We start from the raw sequence: 25,956 nt of genomic DNA, 5'->3' as shown, positions 1-25,956 counted from the left end.
ACCTTCCGTGTGTCTGAGATGACACCCACTGACGTGGGGCAGACAGGTAGTGTCGGCCGTACGAGCAGGAGGTGGCTATGACCGAGAACGAGCCCGTCCAGAAGCGTGGTCAGACCAGCGAGACGGACCAGGAGCTTGGCTACTTGCGCGCGGAAGTCGAGCACCTCCGCCGTCGGCTTGGCTCAGAGGGATCCACGGACTCGCGTCTCAGCGAGATCGAGGCCAAGCTCTCGGCCACCAATGCTCAGAACGAGCGACTGACGTCAACGCTGCGCGAAGCACGCGACCAGATCGTCACGCTCAAGGAAGAAGTTGACCGGCTCGCACAGCCGCCGACCGGCTTCGGAACGTTCCTCAAGCGCAACGATGACGACTCGGTCGACGTCTTCACTGGCGGTCGCAAGCTGCGGGTCAACGTCAGCCCGACGGTCGACAAGGACAACCTGCGCAAGGGCCAGGAAGTCATCCTCAACGAAGCGATGAACGTCGTCATGGCTCTCGATTTCGAGCAGACCGGCGAAGTCGTGTCACTCAAGGAGATCCTCGCCGACGGCGAGCGTGCCCTGGTGATGGGCAATGCCGACGAAGAGCGGGTCGTACGTCTAGCTGAGCCGTTGCTCGGTCTCAAGATCCGTCCCGGCGACTCCCTGCTGCTCGACAGCCGCTCCGGCTATGTCTACGAGCGGGTGCCGAAGAGCGAGGTCGAAGAACTCGTCCTCGAAGAGGTTCCGGACATCGACTACGACAGCATCGGTGGACTCAAGCAGCAGATTGAGTCGATCCGTGATGCGGTCGAGATGCCTTACCTGCATCCCGAGCTGTTCATTGAGCACGAGCTCAAGCCGCCCAAGGGCGTGCTGCTCTACGGCCCTCCCGGCTGCGGCAAGACGCTGATCGCCAAGGCGGTCGCGGCGTCGCTCGCCAAGAAGGTCTCCGAGCGCACTGGCGAAGAAGGTCGTTCGTACTTCCTCAACATCAAGGGTCCCGAGCTGCTCAACAAGTACGTCGGAGAGACCGAGCGGCACATCCGTCTGGTGTTCCAACGTGCCCGCGAAAAGGCGAGCGAGGGCACCCCGGTCATCGTGTTCTTCGACGAGATGGACTCACTGTTCCGCACTCGCGGATCTGGTGTCTCCTCCGATGTCGAGAACACGATCGTTCCGCAGTTGCTGAGCGAGATCGACGGCGTCGAAGGACTCGAGAACGTCCTCGTGATCGGTGCTTCCAACCGCGAAGACATGATCGACCCCGCGATCCTGCGTCCCGGTCGTCTCGACGTGAAGATCAAGATCGAGCGGCCCGATGCCGAGTCCGCGCGTGACATCTTCAGCAAGTACCTCACACCCAACCTGCCGCTTCACTCTGAAGACCTGGCGGAATGGAGTGGCGATCGCGCTGCCTGCGTCAACGGGATGATCCAGCGGACCGTCGAGCGGATGTACACCGAGTCCGAGGACAACCAGTTCCTTGAGGTCACCTACGCCAACGGAGACAAGGAAGTCCTCTACTTCAAGGACTTCAACTCCGGCGCCATGATCCAGAACATCGTCGACCGCGCCAAGAAGATGGCGATCAAGGATCTCCTTGAGAGCGGTCAGAAGGGTCTCCGCGTGCAGCACATGCTGCAGGCGTGCCTCGACGAGTTCAAGGAGAACGAGGACCTGCCCAACACGACCAACCCCGACGACTGGGCGCGGATCTCGGGCAAGAAGGGTGAGCGCATCGTGTTCATCCGCACCCTCATCTCGGGCAAGAGTGGCAACGAGCCGGGTCGTTCGATCGACACGGTTGCCAACACCGGCCAGTACCTCTAAACAGTGCTCCCGTACGACCTGCGCCCGGCGGCGTACGACAGCGCCGACGCGCAGGTGCTGACCGATGAGGTTCAGCTGGAGTATGTCCGCCGCTATGGCTCTGAGGGTGGTGACATCAACCCCATCGATGCGGCCGACTTCGTGCCACCGGTCGGACAGTTCTTCGTGGCCTACGTCGACGACGTGCCGGCCGCCATGGGCGGATGGCGACGTCACGGCGACGATGCAGAGATCAGGCGTATGTACGTACGGCCGCAGTTCCAGCGTCGCGGACTGGCACGTGCCGTGCTCGACAACATTGAGAGCACGGCACGCGAGGCAGGCTTCGCCCGGCTGATCCTCGAGACGGGTCTCGAGCAGCCCGAGGCGATCGAGCTCTACCGGTCAGCCGGCTACGCCGACATTCCGGCGTTCGGCTTCTACGCCGAAGAGGAGCTCAGCGTCCACCTCGGCAAGCAGCTGTAGCTATTCGACCTTGTGGCCGCGGCCCTTGACCCGGACGTCGTTCTTGTCGGCCTTGTCCGTGTTCGGAACCGAGATCACAGCGCCACCGTCGGTGTCGAGGATCGTCGCGGTGATGTAGGACGCAGCGTCAGACGACAGGAACAGTGCGCTGTCGGCCACGTCGTCTACGGTTCCCCAGCGACGCAGCGGCATCGACTGACCGATGTGGTCCTTCATCTCCTGCGTCGGCGAGACAACGTTCTCCATGCCCCACGAGCCCTCGATCGGACCGGGGGAGATGCCGTTGACGCGGACGCCCTCGGGACCCCATTCGAGCGCCAACACCTTGATCAGCATGTTGACGCCGGCCTTGGCCGCGCACACGTGCGCCTGGAAGTTGAGCGGACGTACGGCCTCGGGTGCAGTGATCGCGATCATCGAGGCGCCGCGCTTGTTGAGCACGTCATAGCTGGCACGGAACACGTTGAACGTGCCGACCAGGTCAATGTCGACGACAGCCTTGAATCCGTTTGCGGACATCTCGGCAGCCGGGGCATAGAAGTTGCCTGCCTGGCCTGCAACGACGAGGTCGATGTTGCCGAGCTCGGCGGCGGTGGCCTTCATCGCAGCGTCGATCTGGTCGTAGTCGCGGACGTCGCCGGCATAGCCGCGTACTTCGCCACCGATCTGCTTGAGCTCATCCACGGCAGCGTCAACGCGCTCCTGGTTGCGGCTCAATACGGCAACCTTGGCGCCATGCTCGGCGTAACGACGGGCGATCTGCAGGTTCATGCCTCGGGTACCGCCGGCGACGAACGCCACCTTGCCTTCGAGGATCCTGCTTCCAAACGTGTCAGTCATGGGAAAACTAGAACATGTTTCAGTTTCGCTGTCCACCGACACTCCGACATTCGAGCCACGCGCAGTCGGTGCCACCGTGGCCGACCGTAGGGTGGAGGCATGAGTGAGCGAAGCGAGTGAACAATCAAGGGATGTCGTTCCGTCGCCGAAATACCGTGCTCTTTCAAATTGAGGTGACGGAATGACCGTGAGGCGCGTGCAGGGGAGTGAAGTCGAGTACGGCATCGCTGTACAGGGACAGCCGCACGCCAATCCGATGGTGGCGTCGACGCACGTCGTGAACTCGTACGCCGCCGCCCACGGGCTCACACGTCGCGCCCGTTGGGACTTCGAGGAGGAGAACCCGCTGCGCGATGCGCGTGGATTCGACCTGAGCCGCGAGATTGCCGACCCGTCACAACTGACCGACGAGGACATGGGCCTCGCCAACATCATCCTCACCAACGGCGCTCGTCTGTACGTCGATCACGCGCACCCGGAGTACTCCAGCCCCGAAGTCACAAATCCGATGGACGTCGTCATCTGGGAGAAGGCCGGCGAGAACGTCATGCGTCTCGGCGCCGAGCTCGCAGCACAGATCCCCAACACTGCGCCGATCGTGCTCTACAAGAACAACATCGACAACAAGGGCGCTTCGTACGGCTCACACGAGAACTACCTGATGCGACGCGATGTTCCGTTCGAGCAGATCGTTGAGCACCTCACACCGTTCTTCGTGTCACGCCAGGTCTTCACGGGTGCGGGTCGGGTCGGCCAGAAGCAGGACGGGAGCGTCCACGCGTTCCAGGTCAGTCAGCGCGCCGACTACTTCGAGGTCGGTGTCGGTCTCGAGACGACGCTCAAGCGCCCGATCATCAACACCCGCGATGAACCGCACGCCGATCCCAAGAAGTACCGCCGCCTCCACGTGATCATTGGCGATGCCAACTGCTCCGAAACGGCGATCTATCTCAAGCACGGCACCACCTCACTGGTGCTCGCGATGATCGAGGCCGGATTCGTCACGGGCAACCTCTCGCTCGCCGCCCCAATCACGGCGCTGCACGACATCTCGTATGACCCCACCCTGACGCAGAAGGTCGAGCTGGCCGACGGTCGGCAGATGACTGCACTCGAGATTCAGGGCGCTTACCTCGAGCTGGCCAAAGCGTTCGTGGCTCGCGAAGGCTCTGACGAACAGACCGACGACATCCTCGAACGGTGGGAGAGCGTTCTTGTACGTCTGGCTCGCGATCCCATGGAATGCGTCCGCGAGCTCGACTGGGTAGCCAAGCTCGCGCTGCTCGAGCGCTACCGCGAGCGCGACGGACTCGACTGGGACCACGCCAAGCTGCACCTGGTCGACGTGCAGTATCACGACATTCGCCTGCACAAGGGCCTCTATCACCAGCTCGTGCGCACTGGCCGGATGGAGCGACTCATCACCGAGGACCAGATTGCCGCTGCGGTCACCGACCCACCACACGACACGCGCGCGTACTTCCGCGGTATGTGTCTCGCAAAGTTCTCCAAGGACATTGCCGCCGCCTCGTGGGACTCGGTGATCTTTGACCTTCCGGGTCACGACTCACTGCAGCGCATACCGACGATGGAACCTCTGCGCGGTACCGCGGAACACGTCGGGGAGCTGTTCGAGACGAGCAAGACCGCATCGGAGTTGTTTGCGGCAATCACCCGCCGCTAGCGCGAGATCACCCCTCAGCGCTTCCGTGGCGATATAGGGTTAAGGCATGTCTGAGCAGCAGCACAAGAACACGCGCAAGTCGACCGAGCCTGAAGTCACGGCCGAGACGACTGAGGTCGACGTCGAGCAGAAGGTCAAGCTCGATGATGACGTCGACTCGATCCTTGACGAGATCGACGACGTGCTCGAGGAGAACGCCGAGGAGTTCGTTCGCAGCTTCGTCCAGAAGGGCGGGCAGTGATGCTCCCAGACGGCAATCGCCTGTCCGGATCGTCATCCTTCGCTGACTACCTCGCCTCCACTGCACCTGACCTAATGCCTGGAGCCGCTGCGCGCGGCGCCGGTGGCAGCCACGGTGACCTCGCACCTCACGGCACCACCATCGTCGCTACGACCTTTGACGGCGGCGTTGTGATGGCCGGAGACCGCCGCGCCACGATGGGCAGCATGATCGCCCAGCGCGACATCCAAAAAGTCTTTCCTGCGGATGAGTTCTCCTGCATCGGGATCGCCGGCAGCGCCGGTCTGGCAATCGAGCTCGTCAAGCTCTTCCAGGTCGAGCTCGAGCACTACGAAAAGATCGAGGGCATCGTGCTCTCGGCCGACGGCAAGGCCAACCGCCTTGCCGCGCTGATCCGCGGCAACCTCGGTCTGGCCATGCAAGGACTCGCCGTCGTCCCGCTGTTTGCGAGCTTCGACCTTGAGACCTCCGCGGGTCGCATCTTCTCGTACGACGTCACTGGCGGCCGTTACGAAGAACACGCGTTCCACTCGGTGGGCTCAGGCTCGGTTTTCGCCAGGGGAGCGCTCAAGAAGCTCTACAGCCCCGGGATGACCGAGGGTGACTGCGTGACCGCCGCAATCCAGGCGCTCTACGACGCAGCCGACGACGACTCCGCCACTGGCGGTCCCGACCTGACGCGACGCATCTTCCCGGTCGTCGCCGTGGTCACTGCAGATGGATACCGCCGTCTTGCTGACGAGGAAGTCGGCGCGATCGCCGACGATGTCATCGGTGGTCGCCTTGTGCGCCCCGACGGCCCGACCGCACCGCTGAGCTGAGAGGAGAGATTCGATGACACAGCCGTTCTACGTCTCGCCCGAACAGCTCATGAAGGATCGGGCGGACTTCGCCCGCAAGGGAATCTCCCGTGGTCGCAGCGTCGCGATCGTCCAGTACGCCGACGGCATCCTGTTCGTGTCGGAGAACGCTTCCAAGGCGCTCCACAAGATCAGCGAGATCTACGACCGCATCGGCTTCGCCGCAGTGGGCCGCTACAACGAGTTCGAGAACCTTCGCATCGCGGGCGTACGCCTCGCTGACCTGCGCGGCTACTCCTACGACCGTCGCGACGTGACCGGTCGCGGACTCGCCAACGCCTACGCGCAGACACTCGGCACAATCTTCTCCTCCGGCGGCGAGAAGCCATACGAGGTCGAGATCTTCGTGGCCGAGGTTGGTGACAGTGCCGAAGAAGACCAGATCTATCGACTGACCTACGACGGCTCAGTTGCCGACGTACAGGGATTCGGCGTGATGGGCGGGCAGAGCGAGCAGGTCGAGGAGCAACTCGGCGCTCACTACAAGCCTGGCTTGACCCTCCCGAAGGCGATCAAGATCGCGGTCACGGCGTTGGGTCACGACGTCGAGCCGGCTCGTACGGTCGAGGCCTCGGCACTCGAAATCGCAGTACTCACGCGTGCCCGCTCGCAGCCTCGGAAGTTCCGTCGCGTCAGCGAAGCGGACGTTGTCGCCGCGTTGGGCTCCTGACAAACCACTGAGGTCTTGTCCGTATCGGCGCCGTGTTGTCCCGCGGTGTCAGGCGGGCGTGACTAGGCTGAGCCTATGGATCGACGGATCTTTGGCATCGAGAACGAGTACGGCGTCACGTGCTCGTTCAAGGGCCAGCGCCGTCTGTCGCCCGACGAAGTAGCTCGCTACCTGTTCCGCCGGGTTGTCTCGTGGGGACGCAGCAGCAATGTGTTTCTTCGAAATGGAGCACGCCTCTACCTCGACGTCGGCAGCCATCCCGAGTACGCCACGCCTGAATGTGATGACCTGGTTGACCTCGTCACGCATGACCGTGCGGGGGAGCGGATCCTCGAGGGCCTGATGATCGACGCCCAGCAGCGGCTCGCCGATGACGGCGTTGAGGGTGACATCTACCTGTTCAAGAACAACACCGACTCGGCCGGCAACTCGTACGGATGCCACGAGAACTACCTCGTGAGCAGGGCGGGGGAGTTCAGCCGCCTTGCCGACGTGCTCATACCGTTCCTCGTCTCACGCCAGATCATCTGCGGTGCCGGCAAGATCCAGCAGACTCCGCGCGGCACGATCTTCTCGGTCAGTCAGCGCGCCGAGCACATCTGGGAAGGCGTCTCCAGCGCCACGACGCGTTCGCGGCCCATCATCAACACCCGCGACGAGCCACACGCCGATGCCGAGCGCTTCCGCCGGCTACACGTCATCGTGGGCGACTCCAACATGAGCGAGACGACGACCCTGCTCAAGGTCGCCACCACCGATCTCGTCCTGCGGATGATCGAAGGCGGAGTGTCGATGCGCGACATGACGCTCGACAACCCCATTCGCGCCATCCGCGAGATCTCGCACGACATGACCGGCCGCAAGAAGGTTCAGCTCGCGAACGGTCGCGAACTGTCGGCCCTGGAGATCCAGGCCGAGTACTTCGGCAAGGCTGCCGAGTTTGTCGACCGCCACGGTCTGCATACGCCGACCATCACCCGCACCCTCGACCTGTGGGAGCGCACACTCAAGGCCGTCGAGTCCGAAGATCTCTCGCTCGTTGAGCGCGAGATCGACTGGGTGATCAAGTACAAGTTGCTGGACCGCTACCGCTCGGTGCACGGGCTCAGCTGGGGCGATCCGCGCATTGCCCAACTCGACCTCGCCTATCACGACATCCGACGCGACCGGGGCATCTTCTATCTCCTCGAGAAGAAGGGAGCCGTTGCACGAGTCACGAACGATCTGGACGTCTTCGCCGCCAAGTCGATCCCGCCGCAGACAACGCGCGCCCGCCTGCGTGGTGACTTCATCAAGCGTGCTCAGGAACGCCGCCGAGACTTCACGGTTGACTGGGTGCACCTCAAGCTCAACGACCAGGCACAGCGCACTGTGCTCTGCAAGGACCCATTCCGATCTCACGACGAGCGCGTGCAGAGGCTCATCGACGGTATGTGACGCTCAGTGCCTTGGGCGCTGTCGATACGATGGGCCACGGCCTGTCCACCGATCCAAAGGTTTCTTTCGTGCGCCGTCTCCTCGTGGCAACTGTTGCCGCCACCAGCTTGGTTCTTGCCGGATGCGGCTCCGACGGCTCTGCCGGCGGACTTGGCGACATCAAGGTCAGCACGGACTCCAAGCCCAAGGTCACCGTCGCTAAGGACTTCAAGGCCACCAAGACCACCTCGAAGGTGCTCACGGCAGGCAGCGGCCCCGCGGTCGAAGAGGGCGACGCCGTCAAGGTCAACTACGTCGCGATCAATGGACGTACGGGCAAGGAGTTCGACAACTCCTTCACCAGCGACAAGCCGCTGACTCTCACGCTTTCCGAGACATCAATCCTGCCTGGCTTCGTCAAGGGCCTGAAGGGCAAGAAGGTCGGTAGCCGCGTACTCGTCGCGATCCCGCCCAAGGACGGCTTCGGTCAGGCGCAGGCTGAGCTCGGAATGAAGAAGGACGACACCATGGTGTTCCTCTTCGACATCATCGCGAAAGTCCCCGAGATCGCGAGCGGCAAGGCCAAGGCACTGCCCAAGGACCTGCCCAAGTTGATCCTCGACTCGAACAAGCAGCCCTCCAAGTTCAAGAAGACCGCTGCGACTACGCCGAAGGCTGACCGGCCGAGCGCGCACGTTGCGATCCAGGGCACCGGCCCAGCGATCAAGCTCGGTCAGACGCTCAGCGTCCACTACCTCGGTCAGATCTACCCGGCCGGCAAGACCTTCGATTCATCGTGGGCCCGCAAGGCTCCGTCCTCGTTCACCCTCGCTGAAGGCCAGCTCATCAAGTGCTGGACTGACCTCCTGGTGGGCCAGAAGGTCGGCAGTCGAGTGATTCTCGTGTGCCCGGCCAACGTCGCGTATGGCAAGGAAGGAAGCGGCGAGGACATCAAGGGTGGCGACACGCTGATCTTCTCGATCGACTTGCTCGACGCTTCCTGACATCCTCCTCTCATGGCCGAGCGCAAGACCGAGAGGTTGATGAACCTCATCTTCGCTCTACTGGTGAGCAAGCAGTTCCTCACCAAGGTGCAGATCAGGGATGCCATTGCTGACTATCGCGATGCCCCGAGCAGCGATGCATTTGACCGGATGTTCGAGCGGGACAAGGAAGAACTCCGGGAACTCGGCATTCCCGTCGAGACTGGCGGCAACGATGTCTACTTCGAGGACGAGGTTGGCTACCGCATTCGCCGAGACGAAGCGGAACTGCCTGATCTCGAGCTGACCCGCGAGGAAGCCGCAGTCATCGGACTCGCGACACAGGTCTGGGAGCACGCCGGTCTCGCCAACGATTCGACCACCGCGCTGATGAAGCTCAAGGCGATTGGTGTCGACGTCGACACATCGGTACTCCGCATGGCCGAGCCCAAGCTCTCGACCAACGAACCGTCGTTCGACGCCATGTGGGACGCCGTCACGCGCCGGATCCCCGTGTCGTTTGTGTACGCGCGCCCGGCCCGTGAAGCCATGGAGCGCCACCTGCAGCCGTGGGGGATCATCTCCTGGCGCGACCGCTGGTACGTAGGCGGTTACGACCTCGATCGCGAAGGGCCGCGAATCTTCCGGCTCTCTCGCGTGATCGGCGACGTCAAGACAACAGGATCGCCCGGATCGTACGAAGTACCCGAGGGCACGGACATGAAGGATCTCGCGCGCGGGCTCTTCCCAACCCCTCCTGATGAGGCTGCGGTCCTGCGGATCCGCAAGGGACGTGGGCTTTCGCTCCGTCGCCTTGCTGAACAGGTGACGTCGATCAACGAGGATCTCGACGAGGTCGCCATCCGCTACTCCTCCGACTGGGAGCTTGCCTCCGAAGTCGCGTCGTATGGCCCCGACGTCGTCGTGATCTCGCCCGCGTCCGTACGCGATGCCGTCGTCAAACGTCTGCAGGCCGCCGCCAGCGGGACGGTGTCAGCATGACTAGGTCTCGGTCGCAGGTTGTACGCATGCTCGCCCTGGTGCCCTACCTGCAGTCACATGGCGGCATCCCAGTCAACGACGTCGCCGCTGAGTTCGGCGTGAAGCCCAAGCAGATCCGCGACGACCTGCGCCTGCTCATGTACACAGGCGTTGGCGAATACCCCGGCGAGCTCATCGACTTTGACCTGACAGCGCTCGAGGACGACGGTGTCGTCTCGATCCGCGACGCGGAGTTCATGAGTCGCCCATTGCGCATCAGCACGAGCGAGGGAGTTGCGCTTATCGTCGCGCTTCGTACGCTCCGCGCATCGGCCAGTGGTGAGGAGCTCACGGTGATCGACAGCGCGCTGTCGAAGCTCGAGGCCGCGGTTGGCGACACCGTGACCGCACCCGTCGACGTGGTGCTCGACGAGGTGGATCCAGCAACTCACGCGACGATCGTTCAGGCGCTCGCCTCCGGCAAGCGACTTGAGTTGACGTATGCCACGGCCTCGCGCGACGAGCAGACTGACCGGCACGTCGACCCGCGCCGGTTGTTCACCGAGCAGGGCAAGCTCTACCTCGAGGCTTGGTGCCTCAAGGCGGAGGACCTGCGGTTCTTCCGGCTCGATCGCATCGTTGCAGCTGAGGTGACGGCATTTGATGCCGAAGAGCACGACGTCACGCCTCGCGACCTCTCCGATGGGTTCTTCACCGTGGGGGAGGAGACCCCGTACGCGCTGGTCGACCTTCACCCGCGGGCCCACTGGCTGACCGAGTATTACCAGGTTGATCTCCTCGAGCAGGCCGACGACGGTACGTGGCGTGCACGGCTCTACGGCGCAGACTGGAGCTGGCTGCGAAGGCTGGTGCTCCGCAATGCCGGATCGGTCGCGGTCATCGAGCCCGCGGAACTCGCCGCAGACGTGGCCCGTCAGGCCGCTCTTGCGCTTCGCGCGTACGATGAAGTTGAGTAATCCACCGAAGGAGTAACCATGTTCAGCGGAATTGGCCCACCAGAGATCCTCTTGGTTCTTGGCGTTGTGCTGCTCCTCTTCGGCGGCAAGAAGCTTCCCGAGTTGGCGCGTGGATCCGGTCGTGCTCTGCGGATCTTCAAGTCCGAGGTCAAGGACCTCGGAGACGACACGAAGGACGAGTCGGCGAAGCCTGAGGCACTGGGATCAGCCGAGGCGGACAAGAAGCCCGAACAGAGCTGAAGTTGGCGCCTCGCCGCGGCACGCCTCCGCCCGGGGGCGCGATGCCGCTCGTCGAGCATCTTCGTGAGCTCCGACGCCGCCTCATCATCGCCGTCCTGGCGATCCTCATCGGAACGATCGTCGGCTGGATTCTCTATCCGTCGGCATTCGACTTCCTGAAACAGCCGTATGTCGACGGCATCGCGCCGCTCCTCGAGCGCAAGGGATTCGACGCAAAGCTCGTGCTCAGCGGCGGCGTTGGTAGTGCCTTCAGTTTCCGTCTGAAGTTTGCGCTCGTCATCGGCCTGGTGATCTCTGCACCTGTGTGGATCGGCCAGATTTGGGCATTCGTGCTTCCTGCCCTGCACCACAACGAGCGACGATGGGCCTACTTGCTCACGGCCATCGGGGCTCCACTGTTTGCAGGCGGCGTGGTCGTCGGGTACTTGGTTCTTCCAAAGGGCATCGAGGTGCTCATCGGCTTCGCACCCGAATCAATCGATTTGCTGCTGACGCTGGGGGACTACCTCAACTTTGTCGTACGAACAGTTCTGGTCTTTGGAATCGCGGCACAGATCCCCCTGGTCGTCATCCTTCTCAACCGACTAGGAGTTGTCAGCGGACGACAACTAGCGTCAGCTCGGCCCTGGACCGTGATTGGAATTTTCGTGTTTGCGGCCGTCGCCACGCCCAGTACGGACCCGCTGACCATGCTCTTCCTCGCCGTCCCCATGGTCCTGCTGTATCTCGTGTCCGAGGTGATTGCGCGAGTCACGGACCGCCGCAAGGCACAGACTGCACCAGAGGAATTGTCGGACGACGAAGCGTCACCGCTCGACTAGTTCGGAAGTACTTCTGACATGACGCGGAATGTATTGCCGCCCATGATCGCCGCGATGTCCTCATCGCTGTGCCCGCGGTCGCGCAACTCCTGGGTGATGACCGCGATGTCGCTGGTGTCCCAGGCAACTGTCGTCGCGCCGTCATAGTCGCTGCCGAGCGCTGCCGTCTCGAGTCCACCTACCTCGATCACGTGCTCAATCGCATCAACCACGGCTGCTGGAGTCAGGTCACATACGGCTGCGTCCCAGTAGCCGATGCCAATGACTCCGCCCGTGGCTGCGACTCCGCGGATCTCCTCGTCCGTGAGGTTGCGGTTGACGTCGCAGGTGGCCTGTACGCCGCCGTGGCTGGCGACCACCGGCTTGGTGGCCATCGCCAGCATCTCGGCGACCGCCGTGTGGCTGGCGTGAGCGATGTCGACGATGACGCCACGCTTCTCCATCTCGGCGAATACCTGGCGCCCGAGGTCCGTCAAGCCGCCCTTCTTGACGCCGTGCATCGATCCGGCGACTTCGTTGTCGAAGAAGTGGGTGAAGCCCGCCATTCGCATACCGGCGTCGTAGAGCTTCTCGAAACTCTCGAACTTGCCCTCGAGGTTGTGCAGACCTTCGACCGAGAACATGGCGCCGGTGACGTCCTTGCCTGCCTCACGGTCCTTCAGCAGGCTGGCGAGGTCGTCCTTGGTACGGACGAGTCGGAGCTGACCTTCGGATTCTTCGGCAGCATGTTCAAGCCGGTGTGCGTGATAGAGCGACCGTTCGAGCAGCGAGTTCCAGGTCTTGGGCGGCTGTAGTTGGACGAACGTGAGCAGCGTGATCGCGTCGGTCTCGTCGGTGTTTGACTCGTAGTTTTGACCCTTGGGCGACTTCGTGACCGATGAGAACACCTGCAGCGCGACATTGCCCTTCTGCAGGCGTGGAAGGTCCATGTGTCCACGATTGGCGCTCGCTAGGACGTCGCGGTTCCACATCAACGTGTCGGAGTGCATATCCGCGATCTGGATGCTGTTGTGCAGCTTTCGAGTGTCAGCGCTGACCGTCGGCAAGTCTCCGTCCACGACCTTGTTCATGCTCCGCTCAACGATGCCCGGGGCCAGCGTGAAGAACGCGACGACGGCAAACAAGACGAACACGAGCGAACCAAGCAGGACGCGCTTGGGCCAGGTACGAGTGGGTGAGGGCATCCCGCCATTCTTCCATTCAGAGGTGGCAGGAAGCCGGAGATGAGGGCCCCTCTGCCACTACGCTGGGCGCATGCGTTTCGCGATCGTCGTCAACCCCACGTCAGGCAAACGCCATGGCGAGACGATCTCCGCACAGGCGGCTGAACGCCTTGGCAATGCGGGCCATTCGACGATCATCGTTCAGGGTTCGGATGCAGCTTCCGCACGGGATCAGCTGAAGCTTGCGATCGATGCGGGCCTCGACGGTGTCCTGGTCGTCGGCGGTGACGGAGCGCTCCACGGCGTGCTCGACCATGTCGCCGACTCTGATCTCGTCTTTGGGCTCATCCCAGCCGGCACGGGCAACGACACGGCGCGCTCGCTCGGGATCCCAGTCAAGGACGTCGATGCCGCCGTCGATCTGATCATCGCCGGCAACGTACGTACGATCGATCTCGCCCGAGCCGACGAGGCGTACGTCGCAACTGTTGTGGCATCCGGTTTCGACTCGAAGGTCAACGAGCGTGCCAACGAGATGACCTGGCCGCGCGGCAACATGCGCTACAACATCGCAATGATTGCCGAGCTACGGGAGTTCGAGCCGCTGCCATTCACCCTCGTACTCGACGGCAAGACGATCGAGCGCGAAGCGATGCTCGTCGCAGTTGGCAATGGCCCATCGTTCGGCGGCGGACTTCGCATTTGCGAAGGCGCAAAGATGGATGACGGTCTGCTTGATGTCGTGGTGATCAACCCAGTGAGCAAACCCAAACTGCTTCGCGTGTTCCCCAAGCTCTACAAGGGCACCCACATCACGCTGCCGGAGTTCGAGCGTCACCTCGTCAAAGAAGTGACGCTGTCATCGCCCGGCATCGTGGCGTACGGCGACGGTGAGCGTCTCGGCCCGCTGCCGATGACAACACGCATCCAGCCCGGCGCGCTGCGAGTCTTCGCAGCACCTGTTGCCACGTAGGCTGGAGGCATGACAACGCCCGCTGAAAAGTACGCGAAATCCCGGGCGGATCAGCACCATCCACTCCTGGCCTCGTTCCGCGACCTGTATGAGTTCGGGCTCGATGACTTCCAGATCGAGGCCTGCAAGGTCGTCGAGGACGGCCACGGTGTTCTGGTCGCCGCGCCGACGGGCTCCGGCAAGACTCTGGTCGGCGAGTTCGCCGTACACATGGCGCTCACGACGGGCCGCAAATGCTTCTACACAACGCCCATCAAGGCGCTCTCGAACCAGAAGTTCTCGGACTTCGTTGAACGCTACGGCGCCGACAACGTTGGCCTGCTGACTGGCGACAACACCATCAACGGCGAAGCGCCGATCGTCGTCATGACGACCGAAGTGCTGCGCAACATGCTCTACGCGGGCTCGAGCACCCTCACAGGTCTCGGATTCGTGGTCATGGACGAGGTTCACTACCTTGCGGACCGCAACCGTGGCGCCGTCTGGGAAGAGGTCATCATCCACCTCCCGGAATCTGTCTCCGTGATCTCGCTGTCGGCGACGGTGTCGAACGCTGAAGAGTTTGGCGCCTGGCTCACCGAGGTACGCGGCGACGACACCGTGACGATCGTCGAGGAGCGCCGACCCGTCCCGCTCCACCAGCACGTACTGGTGGGCCGGAAGCTTTTCCCGCTGTTCGAGTCGGGTGGCACCGAGGTCAACCGAGCGCTGGAGCGCATTGCACGCGAGGATTGGCAGTACTCCCGTATGTCGAAGGGCCGCCCCAAGAAGGGCGGTCAGCGACCGAGGAGCCGTCACCGTACGCCTGGACGCATCGAGCTCGTCGAGCGCCTTGACGCCGAAGGACTGTTGCCCGCGATCACCTTTGTGTTCAGCCGGGCAGGATGCGCGGCCGCCGTCCAGCAATGTCTCGACGCCCGCCTCAATCTGACGTCGCCCGAGGAGCAGGCGGAGATCACGGCTCTCGTCGACGAGGCCTGCTCTCACTTACCCGAGGACGATCTCGAGGTGCTTGGCTACTACGAGTTCCGTGAGGCGCTCGTGCGGGGGATTGCAGCGCACCACGCGGGCATGCTGCCGACGTTCAAGGAAGTCGTCGAGGTGCTGTTCAGTCAGGGCCTGGTCAAGATGATCTTCGCGACGGAGACGCTCGCACTCGGCATCAACATGCCTGCCCGTTCCGTCGTCATCGAGCGACTCTCCAAGTGGAATGGCGAGACCCACGCCAACATCACGCCGGGGGAGTACACCCAGCTCACCGGCCGCGCTGGGCGACGTGGCATCGACGTCGAGGGGCACGGCGTCGTCCTGTGGCAGCCCGGTCTCGATCCCAAGCAGGTCGCGGGCCTGGCGTCAACGCGTACGTATCCGCTCAACTCGTCGTTTCACCCGTCGTACAACATGGCGGTCAACCTGGTCGGCCAAGTCGGACGTCTCACCGCGCGCGAACTGCTCGAGCAGTCCTTCGCCCAGTTCCAGGCCGATCGTGCGGTCGTTGGCATGGCGCGACAAATCCGCAAGGCCGATGACGCTCTCGACGGTTACCGGGAGTCCGCGCAGTGCCACCTCGGTGACTTCATGGAGTACGCCGCGCTACGCCGTGAAATCAGCGACATCGAGTCCTCGGGCGCCCGTGAGCGTCGCTCAGCAGACCGCGAAGTCGTCATCGAGTCGCTGGTGGGTCTCAAGCCCGGTGACATCATCAACGTCCCAGCAGGCCGCTGGGCCGGCATTGCTGTGGTGCTTGATCCCGGCACGCAAGCCGACCGCGAAGGACCGCGCCCGATGGTCCTCACGGCCAATCGTCACGCCCGACGGCTCGCCATGGTCGACTTCCCGACTCCCGTCAGCGTGATCACGACTATCCGCATTCCGAAGTCGTTCAACGCTCGCAACCCCCAGGCCCGCCGCGACCTGGCGTCCAGCCTGCGCAACCACGCCGAGGGCGTCGCATGGAAGCCCAAGGTGGCCTATCGCGAGCACGGTCCCCGCAAGGACCCACGTATCGAGGCGCTACGCGAAAAGATGCGTCAGCACCCGTGTCACGACTGCCCCGATCGCGAGTCACACGCGCGCTGGGCTGAGCGCTACCAAAAGCTCGAGCGCGACACCAAGAACCAGCGCTCGCGCATCGAGCAGCGCACCAATACGGTCGCCCGCCAGTTCGACCGCGTATGCGAAGTGCTCGACGTGCTCGGCTACCTGGACGGCGACGAAGTCACCGAGGACGGCAAGAAGCTGCAGCGTGTCTACAGCGAGCTCGACCTCCTCGTCAGCGAGTGCATTCGCGAAGGCGTATGGGACAACCTCGACGCTCCTGAGCTGGCTGCAGCGATCAGTGGGCTGACATACGAATCGCGAAACTCCGATGATGCGCCTGCACCGCGCTACCCAACGAAGAACGTACGAGATGTTGCGGATGCGATGAGCTCTCTAGGTGCCGAACTTGAACGCCTGGAGCGCGAGCACCGCGTGAAGTTCCTGCATCAACCGGACTTCGGCTTCGCTCAGGCCGTCTGGCAATGGTCCATGGGGGCATCACTCGACGATGTGCTCACCGACATGGAGCTTGCCGCAGGTGACTTTGTCCGCGCCATGAAGCAACTGATCGACGTCGTCGCCCAAGTCGCCGATGCGTCGGGCCCGGGTCCCTTGCGCAAAACTGCACGCGAGGCGCTCGACGGGCTGCGCCATGGTGTCGTGTCCTACACGTCGATCACGAGCTGACTGCGAGTCCTTCGAGCACTCGTTCTGCGGCTCCGCCGATTCCCCAGCGCTCGGCGAATGCCCTGAAGGTCGCTTGCTGATCCGCAGTCAGCGTCTCAAGCGTCCACGCGGATGCCTCACAGGCGTCACGCTTGACAGCAACAACCGTACGAGCGGCGGCAATGTAGTCGGCCGAGTCCTTCAGCGATTGACGTACGCGAGGCTTGATCGAGCTCGAGGGGTCCTCCGCAGCGGCAATGATCCCGTCAAGATCTCCGAATTCGTTCAGTAGAACGGCACCTGTCTTGTCGCCGATGCCCGGCACACCCGGAATGCCATCCGATGGGTCGCCGCGCATCACTGCGAAGTCGACGTACTGGGAGGAATCGATGCTGTAACGCTCGCGCATCCAAGCGTTGTCGACGAGATCGGGATTGCCCACGCCACCGCGTGACGTGTAGATCACCCGCACGGAGCGAGAGTCGTCGACGAGCTGGAACAGGTCGCGGTCGCCAGTGACGACGTCTACGGGCCCGTCCCACTGCCCGCTGAGGGTGCCGATGATGTCGTCGGCCTCAGCACCTGCGGCGCCAATCCGTGGGATACCCAATAGGGCAAGCGCTTCCGCAATCAGCGGCACCTGAGGGCCGAGGAGCCCGTCGGTCGTGTCACCTTCGCCGCCGTCTTCGCCGACGCGGTGTGTCTTGTAGGTATCCATGAGATCGACGCGCCATTGTGGGCGCCAGTCGTCGTCCCAGCACGCCACAATCGCGGTCGGCTTGAATTCGGTGCTGAGTGTCGCGATGAAGTCCAACATGCCCCGCAGGGCATTGACGACTGTGCCGTCAGGAGCCTTCAACGAATCGGGCACACCGAAGAACGCCCGAAAGTAGAGGCTCGCGCTGTCCAGGAGAAGTAGTCGTCCGTTGGGCATGTTCCGACCCTACTCAGGTGGGAGGCTGGTCGCCTTCTTCGATCTGGCGCTGTTGGCTTTCGCGGTACTTGCGACGCTGTTCCTCGGCGCGCTCACGGAACTTGCGCTGGAAGTCTTCGTCATCAACCGGATTCGAAGAAGGGTGCCGTATGGGGCGCTCCCGATCGGAGACGACCGGGCCGTAGTTGCCCTTGTAGGGCATGGAACGTGCGGCCTCTGGCCTGCCTGCGACGATCCAAGCGATCGATCCGACCAGTGGCAGAAAGACGATCAGGACGATCCACATCACCTTGCCGAGATTGCGAACGGATCCTTCATCGGTGGTGATCGCGTCGATCAGACAAAAGATCCACAGGCCGAGGATGACGAACCCCACGAATCCATCCAGGTACAGCACAGCGCGTCTCCTGTCGGTCACGAAGTTGCCAAAGCATGGCACTTCGTTGGGTCACCGCGCAGACAAATCGGCGCCACCACCCTGATGGGTGATGGCGCCGATTCTTTGGACAGTCGTCAGCGAGTTGCTTCAGAGCTGTACTGCTTGAGCTGCTTGGCAGAAACCTTCGCTGCCTTGCGGTTGGCGTCGCCGAACAATCCGGCCTTGGACATCGTGAGGGCGTACACCGCATGTGCCGCACCATCGCCCAACTCCTGAAGTGCAGTCGCACTCAGGTTGTTGATGGTGTCGCATGCCTGGTGGTAGCAGCTGTCGTACGGAGCACCTGCTGTGCCGCCGTACGCAACCGCTTCCTCATCGGTCTTGACGCCTTCGGCGCCACTGAAGAGACCGCCTGCAGGGATTCCTGCCGCGATGAACGGCCCGTAGTCCGAGCGTCCGTCGAAGTCAGTCGGCTCGGTCGCCAACCCCTTGGAATCGAAGTAGTCGTTGAAGACGCTTTCGATCGCCGCTGAACCGGGGGGACCACTGTCTCCTCCGTTGGAGCCGTCACCGTCGTAGACGAATCGCACGTAGTTGGGCGATCCGAGCATGTCGAAGTTGAGGTTGGCGTAGATCTTTGCCCGCCTCGCATCAGACAGCGTGGTGACGTAGTGCTCGGATCCGAGCAGACCGGCCTCTTCAGCTCCCCAGAAGGCGAAACGCACGGGGCGCTGAAGCTTCTTGGTCAGCTTGAGGTCTGACATCTCCTCGGCGATTTCGAGAATCGCTGCGGAACCGGAGCCGTTGTCGTTGATTCCGGGTCCAGCGGCGACGCTGTCGAGGTGGGCACCGACTACGACGACCTGGTCAGAGTTCTTGACCTTCTTGCCCTTGGTCGGCAGGTCAGCGATGACGTTCTCTGTCTCGCGGTTCATGTCGACTTCAGTCGAGGTGACGACCTGCGCAGTGACTGGACCGTCGCCGGCTTCGTCAGCCAGTGCCGCTCCGTCAGCGAAGGACACTCCGACAACCGGGATCGGAACCGGGTTGCCAAGCGTGCCTGTCAGCAGTTCATCGCGTCCGGGCTGGCCCTCGTTGAACACAATTGCGGCCTCGTAGCCGGCGGCGGCTGCGTTCACGGCCTTCGTCTCGAAGGTGCAGGTGCCTCGCTGGATCAGCGCGATTGCCGGCTCGTCGGGTGCGGGCTCGAAGTCCTCAGCTTCACAACCGGAATTGCTGCTCGGCTCGGGCGATGGCGGAAGGACGAGATCGTTGGTTGGTACGACCGTGCCGGTCACATCACCGGATCCGGAGTAGTCGAGAGTCGCAGTCTCAATCTCTTGCGCGGTCGGTGAAATCTCGGTCAGCGTGGCTGGCTCGAGCTCACGCGAGAACGCGAACGTGAACTTCTGTCGCGTCACCTTGTAGCCGGCTTTGCGCAACTTCTTGGCGACGTAGTCTGCCGATGCCGTGTGGCCCGGAAGGCCTGAGGCACGAGTGCCCTCGTTGCGATCGGCAATCGTCTGGAGTTGACGTAGGTGCTGCAAGATTCCGTTGACAGTCACGGCCTTGGTAAGGCTGGTGCTGTTGGACTTCTTGGAGCTGTTCTGATCAGCCACTGCTGGTGCAGTGATGGCCAAGCCGCTCGTCACGACGACGGCAGCAACTATTGCGAGCGTTCTGCGCATGCAAGATCCCCCGATCCTTTTGAGATGTTCAGATGTAGTCCTCACACTAAGCGCATGCGGGTCAGGCGCAACCGCATCGCGCTCGCGGCCACTTCTAGGCCGTCGGTATCGTCATACCGTGAACAGATGGCGCAAGGCTCAGGCACTCGCAGCTTCCGAGGGCATTGACGCCCTCCTCGTCACTCCTGGCGCTGATTTGCGCTATTTGACGGGCTACACGGCGCTTCCGTTGGAGCGCCTGACCTGCCTGGTTCTGCCGGCGCACGGCGATCCGACGCTGATCGTCCCCGCCCTCGAGGTAGCTGCCGCAAGGGCTTCCGGGATTGACGTCGCCCTTGCCTCGTGGACCGAGACCGAGGATCCGTTCGCTCTGGTCACTGACCTCGTGGGCAATGCCGCGACGATCGGACTCGACGACCATATGTGGGCGAGTCGCGTATTCGCCCTGAAGGACGCTCTCCCCAACGCGCGCCAGGTGCTCGCTGGACCGCTGGTGCAGCAGCTGCGCATCCGTAAGGAAGCGGACGAGATCGCTGCCCTACGCGAAGCCGGCCAGGCGATCGACCGCGTTCACGCCCGTATGGGGGAGTGGCTCCGTCCCGGACGTACCGAGCGCGAGGTCGGTGCCGATATCGCCCGCGCGATCATCGACGAAGGTCATGAGACGGTCGACTTCGTCATCGTCGGTTCCGGTCCCAACGGCGCTTCGCCCCACCACGAGCTGTCGGACCGTGTGATCGAAGAGGGCGACCCGGTCGTCATCGACATCGGCGGCACCAACCACGCGGGCTACTGCTCGGACTCGACGCGCAACTATCTCGCTGGAGGCGCTGTGCCCGCCGAGTACGCCGAGTTCTACGGCGTCCTGCAGGCTGCTCAGCAGGCACAGCTCGACCACGCCAAGCCAGGAGTCACGGCCGAGTCTGTGGACGCCGTCGGCCGAGCGATCATCGCCGAGGCAGGCTTTGGCGATCGCTTCATCCACCGCACCGGTCACGGCATCGGCCAGGAGACTCACGAGGAGCCTTACATCGTTGAGGGCAGCTCTCTGGTTCTTGAAGAGGGCATGGCGTTCTCGATCGAGCCCGGCATCTACCTCGAGGGACGTTTCGGTGCCCGTATCGAGGACATCGTGGTGTGCACAGCAGACGGGCTAGAGGTGCTCAACAACCAACCGCGCGAACTCATCGCGCTGTGACGCCCCGCTGGGCGCGCCCTCGGAATGCGTGGGTGCTTGCGCTGGTGCTCGGAGTTGTCGCTTCGCAGGGCTTCGATCCGGTCGAGATCCCGTACGCGATGGTCTTCGCGCTGGCAGGCCTCATCTGGCTCGCCCGCCAACTAATGGACGCTCGCAAGCGAACTGTGGTCATCACTGGGCTCATCTTCGGACTCGCCTTCATGGCTCCGCTGATTTGGTGGATGAACGCCGTGAGCGGCGCCGCCTACATCGGACTGGTGCTGCTGGAGGCGGTCTTCTTTGCCCCGATCATGCTGGCCCTGCGCGCGGCGGCTCGGCTTGCCGCCTGGCCGCTCTGGGGTGCGGCCGTATGGGTCGCGGGGGAGTTTGCTCGCTCGGTCTTCCCGTTCACGGGCTTCCCATGGGGTCGCCTTGCGCACACATCGATCGACAGCCCGTTCAAGTCGTACGCACGCCTGGTGGCAATGCCGGGCACCAGCGCAGTCCTCTTTGTGGTCGCGGCGCTTCTGCTCATCGTTGTGACAGGCACTTCTGTGCGACGAAGGATCACAGCTGGAGCGACGATCGTCGGGCTCCTGCTTGTTGGCCTGATCTTGCCCACCGGCATCGCCGGCGCCGCGGGAACCAAGCAGGTATCCCTGGTGCAAGGCGATGTACCGGGCGTCTTCCTCACCTGGCCGATTGGCGAGATCTTCGAGCTGCACGCTGCCGAGACGGACAAACTGGCTCAGGCAGTCGAGGCGGGCACTGTCCCCAAGCCCGACATGGTGCTCTGGCCCGAGAACGCCACTGACGTCGACCCGTTCCACAACCAGGGTGTCCGCGCACGGATCGAGGGGCTGTCTGCCCGCATCGGCGCCCCGATCCTGGTCGGCGGCTTGTTTGACGGTCCAACGACCACAACGTCCTACAACCAGGGCGTCGTCTGGGATGAGAACGGCCCGGGGGATCGGTACGTCAAGCTCAAGCCTGTCCCGTTCGGCGAATACGTGCCCTGGCGGGACAAGGCTGGTGCGATCTTCGGCCGACTCGCTCGAGACATCCCGCGCGACATGCTTGCCGGCACGGAGTCCGGCGCGATCCAGATCGCCGGCACGACTATCGGCGACACGATCTGTTACGACATCGCGTACGACTCTGTGACTCGCCGCGCCCTCGACGGCGGCGCACAGTTGCTCGTCGTCCAGACCAGCAACGCAGCCTTCACCGGCACCTCTCAGCCCGAGCAGCAGTGGGACATCTCGCGCCTTCGTGCCGTCGAGACCGGCCGCTGGGTCGTGGTCCCGTCGACGAACGGGATCAGCGGCGTTGTTGATCCGGACGGCGATGTCGTACAGCGCGCGCCGATGCACCAGCCGGCCCTCGTCAACCAAGAGGTCGAACTGGCCGACGGCACGACGCCAGCGCTGCGAATTGGAGCTCCGCTGGAATACCTCCTGGTGACCCTCGGTCTGGGAGCATGGTTCCTCGGCACACGACGGAAGGACCAGTGAACGCCCGTGAGCGGCACGCTTGTCATCATTCCGACGTACAACGAGTCCGAAAACATCGCCTGGATCACGGAAGAGGTCCTCGCTCACCAGCCTGACGTCAACATCCTTGTCGCCGACGACGGATCCCCGGACGGCACCGGCGAGATCGCCGACAAGTTGGCCGCCGCCGATGACCGCATTAGCGTGATGCATCGCGAGGGCAAGCAGGGACTCGGATCGGCGTACCGCGCCGGCTTCGCTTGGGGCATTGAACGTGGTTACGACGTCCTGTGCGAGATGGACGCGGACGGATCGCATCGTCCCGAAGACCTTGAACGACTCCTCGAGGCGAGCGATCAGGGCGCAGACCTCGTCCTCGGATCTCGCTGGGTCCCAGGCGGGGGAGTCGTCAACTGGCCTTGGTACCGCAAGTTCATCTCTCGCGGCGGCACCTTCTACGCGCAGCTCATGCTCGGCATTCCGATCAAGGATGCGACGGGCGGCTACCGCGCTTTCCGGCGCGAGACTCTCGAACGGCTGCCTCTCGACGAGGTCGCCTCACAGGGATACTGCTTCCAGATCGACATGGCTCGACGCGTACTCGATCAAGGCATGACGATCGTCGAGGTACCGATCACCTTCGTCGAGCGCGTACGCGGCGAGTCCAAGATGAGCGGTGACATCGTCCGCGAAGCCCTGTGGCGCGTCACCGTGTGGGGCCTCCAGCGACTCATACCCAAACGCTGGCGCTAGGAAGTAGAAGACCCCGACCGAATTGGTCGGGGTCTTGCAGTTGACTCAGGCAGATTTCTTGGCCGGAGCCTTCTTGGCCGCCTTTTTGACGGGACGATGCAGGTGAGGAGGCCCGATCTCGCCACCACGGAGCAGCTCAAGCCGCTCAGTGAGGATTTCTTCGAGTTCCTTGACCGATCGACGTTCAAGCAACATGTCCCAGTGCGTGCGAACTGCCTTCTCGTTCTTGACGAGCGGTTCGCCGCCTTCGACACGAGTACCGATCTGACCGGTCTTGGGGTCTTCCCATTCGTACGGGATGTCGGCCTCATCAGCCATCGTCACCGAAAAGGTGTGCCCATCAGCGCAGATGTATTCGACCTGCTGACGGGGAGCCATTTCTACGCCGCGCTCGTCCTCAAAGCTCTGAGTCCCGAGTCGAGCGCCTCGCAATGCACGTTCTGCCATGGCAGTCCCCTTTCGTGTGCCTTACCTCTTCCAACGTAGGGGATGCACATGAGATTCCCCTAAGCGCGAGGTTTTGGTCACACGTCGGGCTAGACCAGGGCAGGTGGTTGGTTGCCAGCCTCGATGATTCCCTTCTTGGGATCGAGCTTCCAGAGCAGGAGTCCGCCGATGACGAAGAACGCGATCAGCGCAAGGATCGCTGGCCTGTACGAGTCAGTGAGTTGGTGGACCAGGCCGAAGACAAGCGTGCCGAGCCAACTCGTACCGCGCTCACAGGCTTGGTAGAGGCTGAAGTACTCGGCCTCCCGACCGCGCGGGATGAGGTTGGAGAAGAACGAACGTGACAATGCCTGCGTACCGCCGAGGACAAGTCCGATGGCGACAGCGAGCAACAGGAACGGCAGGATCTGCTTCTCCGGGAGGAAGAAGCCGAAGCAGACGACAAAGATCCAGACCACGAGCCCGCCGAGAATCGTCTTGTGGCTGCCGATGCGTGCGGCAAGCCGACCGAAGATGAGGGCTCCTCCGAAGGCAACGAACTGCACGATGAGGATCGTGGCAATCAGGATGCTCGTGCCAAACCCGAGCTGCTTGTCGCCGTAGACCGACGCGGAGTAGATCACGGTCTGGATGCCGTCGTTGTAGAACAAGTAGGCGACGAGGAACAGCAGCGTCTGCGGGTAGTTCTTGAGCTCCTTGAGCGTGCGGAACAACTGCCCGAAGCTGCGCTGCATCAGCGTCACGCCCTCTTCGGGCGGGATGCCTCGCGGCTCACGATCCTTGATGCCTCTGTACGGAATGAACGTGAAGTAGGCCCACCAAATTGCGGCCGACAACAGACTGATCCGCACTGCCATTTCAGTCGAAAGTCCGAACGGCTTCACTGTGACAATCGCCAGGTTCACTGCGAGCAGCAGACCACCGCCGAGATAGCCGAACGCCCAGCCCTGTGAGGAGATCCGATCGCGCTCGTCAGGCTCAGCGACTTCGACGAGGATCGCGTCGTACACAACGATTGACGCCGCATAGAACAAGTTGGCCACGACCAGCAGGCCCGCGCCGAGCTGCCAGTTGGTGCCGGTGACAAAGAACATCAGCGCTGCAACTGCCGCGCCACTCCAGGCGAGACGCGCCATGAGCGTCTTCTTCGACTGCACACGGTCAGCGATGGCTCCGACGATCGGCAGGATGAACGCCGAGATCACCGTCGCCAGAGTGACGACGTAGAACACCAGCGAACCGGCGCTGACTGACAAGCCGAGCACCGAGAGATGTTCGGTGCATTTGCGGTCCTCGTCTCCGACGAAGCCACAGGCGGCGCGCTCAGCGACGCTCGTCAGATACGGCGCATACAGAACCGTCGCGATGGTCGTGATGTAAGCCGAGTTGGCCCAGTCGTAGAAGAACCACGACTTCTGCTCCTCGTTGGCTTTGAACCGTGGCAACTTCATTGGCGTTCCCTCCACATGCCTCGGGCAACGAGCACATCCTTGAGGATGTCCGTTCGGTCAGTCATGAGGCCGTCGACCCCGAGATCGAGCAGGCGATTCATGGAGTCTGCATCGTCGATCGTCCACACGTGCACCTGGATTCCCAGAGCGTGGGCACGCTTCACAAACCGGCGAGTCACGACGCGAATACCGTGTCGGGTCTCTGGCATCTGCAGGGCAACAGCAGGAATGCCCATACGGCGAAGAATCACGGCTGGCAGGAACTTCACCAGCACTGCTTCACGCCTCGAAGCCGATGTAGCAACACCTGGAAGTCGATGACGTATGCGGCCAAGGCGCTCGTGCTCGAATGACGCGAGGCAGACGCGATCGACCGCGTTGAAGTCCTCGATGACGGCGCAGGTCTCCTCGACCGCCTCGTCTGACTTCAGGTCGATGTTGAAGCGTGCGTCAGGGAACGTCTTGATGAGCTCTTCGAGCATCGGAATGCGCTCGCGGCCACCGAGCAACTCGGCGGAGAGGACTTCCGAATCCAGAGACGCGATGGATGCGGTGTTGCCGGTCATCCGCTCAAGCGTGTCGTCGTGGAACACGAAGACACGGCCGTCGCCAGAGACGTGCACGTCAGTCTCGAGGTAGCGATAGCCCATCTCGTACGCGTGAGTGAACGAGGCCATCGAGTTCTCGATGCCGAGGTTCGCCTCTACGAGCGAGCCACCACGATGCGCGAATGCAATGGGTGTGGGGGAGTCGAGGTAGGACACATTCACACGCTAAGCCCTCATGGGTTCAGCGAGGCA

The 25,956-nt window shown here is 62.9% G+C and carries 25 protein-coding genes; 17 read left to right on the top strand and 8 right to left on the bottom strand.

Annotation, left to right across the window (positions count from 1 at the left end; all coding sequences use genetic code 11):
• The first annotated feature begins 77 nt into the window (after nucleotides 1-77).
• Nucleotides 78-1,814 carry a proteasome ATPase gene (gene arc, locus J2X11_RS09075; RefSeq protein ID WP_309969725.1) on the top strand — a complete coding sequence of 579 codons (1,737 nt, stop codon included), beginning with the start codon at nucleotides 78-80 and terminating at the stop codon, nucleotides 1,812-1,814.
• 3 nt (nucleotides 1,815-1,817) lie between these two features.
• Entirely contained in the window at nucleotides 1,818-2,279 is a 462-nt protein-coding gene (locus J2X11_RS09070) for a GNAT family N-acetyltransferase (RefSeq protein ID WP_309969722.1), read from the top strand.
• Here the strand turns inward: J2X11_RS09070 and J2X11_RS09065 are convergent, their stop codons facing one another.
• Nucleotides 2,280-3,119, bottom strand: coding sequence for an SDR family oxidoreductase (locus J2X11_RS09065; protein ID WP_309969720.1), 840 nt, complete (start codon nucleotides 3,117-3,119; stop codon nucleotides 2,280-2,282).
• A 181-nt stretch (nucleotides 3,120-3,300) separates the two neighbouring features.
• Here J2X11_RS09065 and dop point away from each other — a divergent pair, with 181 nt between their 5' ends.
• The 10 genes from dop (at nucleotide 3,301) to tatC (ending at nucleotide 11,992) form a co-directional block, all read left to right on the top strand.
• Nucleotides 3,301-4,803, top strand: a complete 1,503-nt coding sequence (gene dop, locus J2X11_RS09060) for a depupylase/deamidase Dop (RefSeq protein WP_309969717.1) — start codon at nucleotides 3,301-3,303, stop codon at nucleotides 4,801-4,803.
• A 46-nt stretch (nucleotides 4,804-4,849) separates the two neighbouring features.
• On the top strand, nucleotides 4,850-5,044 hold the full coding sequence (locus J2X11_RS09055) for a ubiquitin-like protein Pup (RefSeq protein WP_309969714.1): 195 nt from the start codon (nucleotides 4,850-4,852) through the stop codon (nucleotides 5,042-5,044).
• Nucleotides 5,044-5,865 carry a proteasome subunit beta gene (gene prcB / locus J2X11_RS09050; RefSeq protein WP_309972321.1) on the top strand — a complete coding sequence of 274 codons (822 nt, stop codon included), beginning with the start codon at nucleotides 5,044-5,046 and terminating at the stop codon, nucleotides 5,863-5,865. The genes J2X11_RS09055 and prcB overlap by 1 nt, the downstream gene beginning before the upstream one ends.
• A 13-nt stretch (nucleotides 5,866-5,878) precedes the next feature.
• Nucleotides 5,879-6,574 (top strand): proteasome subunit alpha, encoded by a 696-nt coding sequence (gene prcA / locus J2X11_RS09045; RefSeq protein ID WP_309969709.1) that lies wholly within the window; start codon nucleotides 5,879-5,881, stop codon nucleotides 6,572-6,574.
• A gap of 75 nt (nucleotides 6,575-6,649) precedes the next feature.
• Nucleotides 6,650-8,011, top strand: a complete 1,362-nt coding sequence (gene pafA, locus J2X11_RS09040) for a Pup--protein ligase (RefSeq protein ID WP_309969705.1) — start codon at nucleotides 6,650-6,652, stop codon at nucleotides 8,009-8,011.
• 68 nt (nucleotides 8,012-8,079) lie between these two features.
• The gene (locus J2X11_RS09035; protein WP_309969702.1) at nucleotides 8,080-8,994 is read left to right on the top strand and encodes an FKBP-type peptidyl-prolyl cis-trans isomerase; all 915 of its coding nucleotides are present in this window, start codon (nucleotides 8,080-8,082) and stop codon (nucleotides 8,992-8,994) included.
• 12 nt (nucleotides 8,995-9,006) lie between these two features.
• On the top strand, nucleotides 9,007-9,975 hold the full coding sequence (locus tag J2X11_RS09030) for a helix-turn-helix transcriptional regulator (RefSeq protein WP_309969699.1): 969 nt from the start codon (nucleotides 9,007-9,009) through the stop codon (nucleotides 9,973-9,975).
• Nucleotides 9,972-10,931 (top strand): helix-turn-helix transcriptional regulator, encoded by a 960-nt coding sequence (locus J2X11_RS09025; protein ID WP_309969696.1) that lies wholly within the window; start codon nucleotides 9,972-9,974, stop codon nucleotides 10,929-10,931. The genes J2X11_RS09030 and J2X11_RS09025 overlap by 4 nt, the downstream gene beginning before the upstream one ends.
• Before the next feature lie 18 nt (nucleotides 10,932-10,949).
• Complete coding sequence (gene tatA / locus J2X11_RS09020) at nucleotides 10,950-11,171, top strand: twin-arginine translocase TatA/TatE family subunit (protein ID WP_309969693.1); 222 nt, start codon at nucleotides 10,950-10,952, stop codon at nucleotides 11,169-11,171.
• 41 nt (nucleotides 11,172-11,212) lie between these two features.
• Nucleotides 11,213-11,992 (top strand): twin-arginine translocase subunit TatC, encoded by a 780-nt coding sequence (gene tatC / locus J2X11_RS09015; protein WP_309969691.1) that lies wholly within the window; start codon nucleotides 11,213-11,215, stop codon nucleotides 11,990-11,992.
• Here tatC and J2X11_RS09010 read toward each other — a convergent pair.
• The gene (locus J2X11_RS09010) at nucleotides 11,989-13,176 is read right to left on the bottom strand and encodes a dipeptidase (RefSeq protein WP_309969689.1); all 1,188 of its coding nucleotides are present in this window, start codon (nucleotides 13,174-13,176) and stop codon (nucleotides 11,989-11,991) included. The two genes, tatC and J2X11_RS09010, sit on opposite strands and share 4 nt — an antisense overlap.
• A gap of 70 nt (nucleotides 13,177-13,246) precedes the next feature.
• Here J2X11_RS09010 and J2X11_RS09005 point away from each other — a divergent pair, with 70 nt between their 5' ends.
• A complete protein-coding gene (locus tag J2X11_RS09005; RefSeq protein WP_309969687.1) occupies nucleotides 13,247-14,128 on the top strand; it encodes a diacylglycerol kinase in 882 nt (293 codons plus the stop codon).
• 9 nt (nucleotides 14,129-14,137) lie between these two features.
• Nucleotides 14,138-16,855: a DEAD/DEAH box helicase gene (locus J2X11_RS09000; protein ID WP_309969686.1), complete on the top strand. Its 2,718-nt coding sequence runs from the start codon at nucleotides 14,138-14,140 to the stop codon at nucleotides 16,853-16,855.
• Here the strand turns inward: J2X11_RS09000 and J2X11_RS08995 are convergent.
• The 3 genes from J2X11_RS08995 to J2X11_RS08985 form a co-directional block, all read right to left on the bottom strand.
• Nucleotides 16,845-17,768 carry a 5'-3' exonuclease gene (locus J2X11_RS08995; protein WP_309969682.1) on the bottom strand — a complete coding sequence of 308 codons (924 nt, stop codon included), beginning with the start codon at nucleotides 17,766-17,768 and terminating at the stop codon, nucleotides 16,845-16,847. The two genes, J2X11_RS09000 and J2X11_RS08995, sit on opposite strands and share 11 nt — an antisense overlap.
• 13 nt (nucleotides 17,769-17,781) lie before the next feature.
• On the bottom strand, nucleotides 17,782-18,165 hold the full coding sequence (locus tag J2X11_RS08990; protein ID WP_309969679.1) for a PLD nuclease N-terminal domain-containing protein: 384 nt from the start codon (nucleotides 18,163-18,165) through the stop codon (nucleotides 17,782-17,784).
• A 116-nt stretch (nucleotides 18,166-18,281) separates the two neighbouring features.
• Complete coding sequence (locus tag J2X11_RS08985) at nucleotides 18,282-19,835, bottom strand: M20/M25/M40 family metallo-hydrolase (protein ID WP_309969675.1); 1,554 nt, start codon at nucleotides 19,833-19,835, stop codon at nucleotides 18,282-18,284.
• A 118-nt stretch (nucleotides 19,836-19,953) separates the two neighbouring features.
• Here J2X11_RS08985 and J2X11_RS08980 point away from each other — a divergent pair, with 118 nt between their 5' ends.
• From J2X11_RS08980 to J2X11_RS08970, 3 genes are read left to right on the top strand one after another with little or no spacing between them, the layout of a single operon-like run.
• Complete coding sequence (locus J2X11_RS08980; RefSeq protein ID WP_309969672.1) at nucleotides 19,954-21,033, top strand: M24 family metallopeptidase; 1,080 nt, start codon at nucleotides 19,954-19,956, stop codon at nucleotides 21,031-21,033.
• 32 nt (nucleotides 21,034-21,065) lie between these two features.
• Complete coding sequence (gene lnt, locus J2X11_RS08975; RefSeq protein WP_309969669.1) at nucleotides 21,066-22,526, top strand: apolipoprotein N-acyltransferase; 1,461 nt, start codon at nucleotides 21,066-21,068, stop codon at nucleotides 22,524-22,526.
• A 6-nt stretch (nucleotides 22,527-22,532) separates the two neighbouring features.
• Nucleotides 22,533-23,258, top strand: a complete 726-nt coding sequence (locus tag J2X11_RS08970) for a polyprenol monophosphomannose synthase (protein WP_309969664.1) — start codon at nucleotides 22,533-22,535, stop codon at nucleotides 23,256-23,258.
• A gap of 45 nt (nucleotides 23,259-23,303) precedes the next feature.
• On the opposite strand, the gene J2X11_RS08965 is transcribed toward J2X11_RS08970, so the two are convergent.
• The 3 genes from J2X11_RS08965 to J2X11_RS08955 all read right to left on the bottom strand — a co-directional run bounded on the left by J2X11_RS08965 (nucleotide 23,304) and on the right by J2X11_RS08955 (nucleotide 25,920).
• Complete coding sequence (locus J2X11_RS08965; RefSeq protein ID WP_309969662.1) at nucleotides 23,304-23,705, bottom strand: RNA polymerase-binding protein RbpA; 402 nt, start codon at nucleotides 23,703-23,705, stop codon at nucleotides 23,304-23,306.
• An 89-nt stretch (nucleotides 23,706-23,794) separates the two neighbouring features.
• The gene (locus J2X11_RS08960) at nucleotides 23,795-25,156 is read right to left on the bottom strand and encodes an MFS transporter (protein WP_309969659.1); all 1,362 of its coding nucleotides are present in this window, start codon (nucleotides 25,154-25,156) and stop codon (nucleotides 23,795-23,797) included.
• Nucleotides 25,153-25,920 (bottom strand): glycerophosphodiester phosphodiesterase, encoded by a 768-nt coding sequence (locus tag J2X11_RS08955; protein WP_309969656.1) that lies wholly within the window; start codon nucleotides 25,918-25,920, stop codon nucleotides 25,153-25,155. Before J2X11_RS08955 ends, J2X11_RS08960 begins: the two co-directional genes overlap by 4 nt.
• Between the last annotated feature and the right edge of the window lie 36 nt (nucleotides 25,921-25,956).

Source organism: Aeromicrobium panaciterrae (genome assembly GCF_031457275.1).
Classification (GTDB): Bacteria; Actinomycetota; Actinomycetes; order Propionibacteriales; family Nocardioidaceae; genus Aeromicrobium; species Aeromicrobium panaciterrae_A.
This window is presented reverse-complemented; position numbering and strand designations above follow the sequence as displayed.

What these genes read in the sequence shown, in the direction of transcription:
- J2X11_RS09000 (WP_309969686.1), top strand. Translation starts at nt 14,138, where the DNA reads ATGACAACGCCCGCTGAAAAGTACGCGAAATCCCGGGCGGATCAGCAC.
- J2X11_RS08965 (WP_309969662.1), bottom strand. Translation starts at nt 23,705, where the DNA reads ATGGCAGAACGTGCATTGCGAGGCGCTCGACTCGGGACTCAGAGCTTT.
- J2X11_RS09030 (WP_309969699.1), top strand. Translation starts at nt 9,007, where the DNA reads ATGGCCGAGCGCAAGACCGAGAGGTTGATGAACCTCATCTTCGCTCTA.
- prcB (WP_309972321.1), top strand. Translation starts at nt 5,044, where the DNA reads ATGCTCCCAGACGGCAATCGCCTGTCCGGATCGTCATCCTTCGCTGAC.
- J2X11_RS09005 (WP_309969687.1), top strand. Translation starts at nt 13,247, where the DNA reads ATGCGTTTCGCGATCGTCGTCAACCCCACGTCAGGCAAACGCCATGGC.
- arc (WP_309969725.1), top strand. Translation starts at nt 78, where the DNA reads ATGACCGAGAACGAGCCCGTCCAGAAGCGTGGTCAGACCAGCGAGACG.
- prcA (WP_309969709.1), top strand. Translation starts at nt 5,879, where the DNA reads ATGACACAGCCGTTCTACGTCTCGCCCGAACAGCTCATGAAGGATCGG.
- dop (WP_309969717.1), top strand. Translation starts at nt 3,301, where the DNA reads ATGACCGTGAGGCGCGTGCAGGGGAGTGAAGTCGAGTACGGCATCGCT.
- J2X11_RS09010 (WP_309969689.1), bottom strand. Translation starts at nt 13,176, where the DNA reads ATGCCCTCACCCACTCGTACCTGGCCCAAGCGCGTCCTGCTTGGTTCG.
- J2X11_RS09065 (WP_309969720.1), bottom strand. Translation starts at nt 3,119, where the DNA reads ATGACTGACACGTTTGGAAGCAGGATCCTCGAAGGCAAGGTGGCGTTC.
- J2X11_RS08985 (WP_309969675.1), bottom strand. Translation starts at nt 19,835, where the DNA reads ATGCGCAGAACGCTCGCAATAGTTGCTGCCGTCGTCGTGACGAGCGGC.
- J2X11_RS08995 (WP_309969682.1), bottom strand. Translation starts at nt 17,768, where the DNA reads ATGCCCAACGGACGACTACTTCTCCTGGACAGCGCGAGCCTCTACTTT.
- J2X11_RS08960 (WP_309969659.1), bottom strand. Translation starts at nt 25,156, where the DNA reads ATGAAGTTGCCACGGTTCAAAGCCAACGAGGAGCAGAAGTCGTGGTTC.
- J2X11_RS09055 (WP_309969714.1), top strand. Translation starts at nt 4,850, where the DNA reads ATGTCTGAGCAGCAGCACAAGAACACGCGCAAGTCGACCGAGCCTGAA.
- tatA (WP_309969693.1), top strand. Translation starts at nt 10,950, where the DNA reads ATGTTCAGCGGAATTGGCCCACCAGAGATCCTCTTGGTTCTTGGCGTT.
- J2X11_RS09025 (WP_309969696.1), top strand. Translation starts at nt 9,972, where the DNA reads ATGACTAGGTCTCGGTCGCAGGTTGTACGCATGCTCGCCCTGGTGCCC.
- tatC (WP_309969691.1), top strand. Translation starts at nt 11,213, where the DNA reads ATGCCGCTCGTCGAGCATCTTCGTGAGCTCCGACGCCGCCTCATCATC.
- pafA (WP_309969705.1), top strand. Translation starts at nt 6,650, where the DNA reads ATGGATCGACGGATCTTTGGCATCGAGAACGAGTACGGCGTCACGTGC.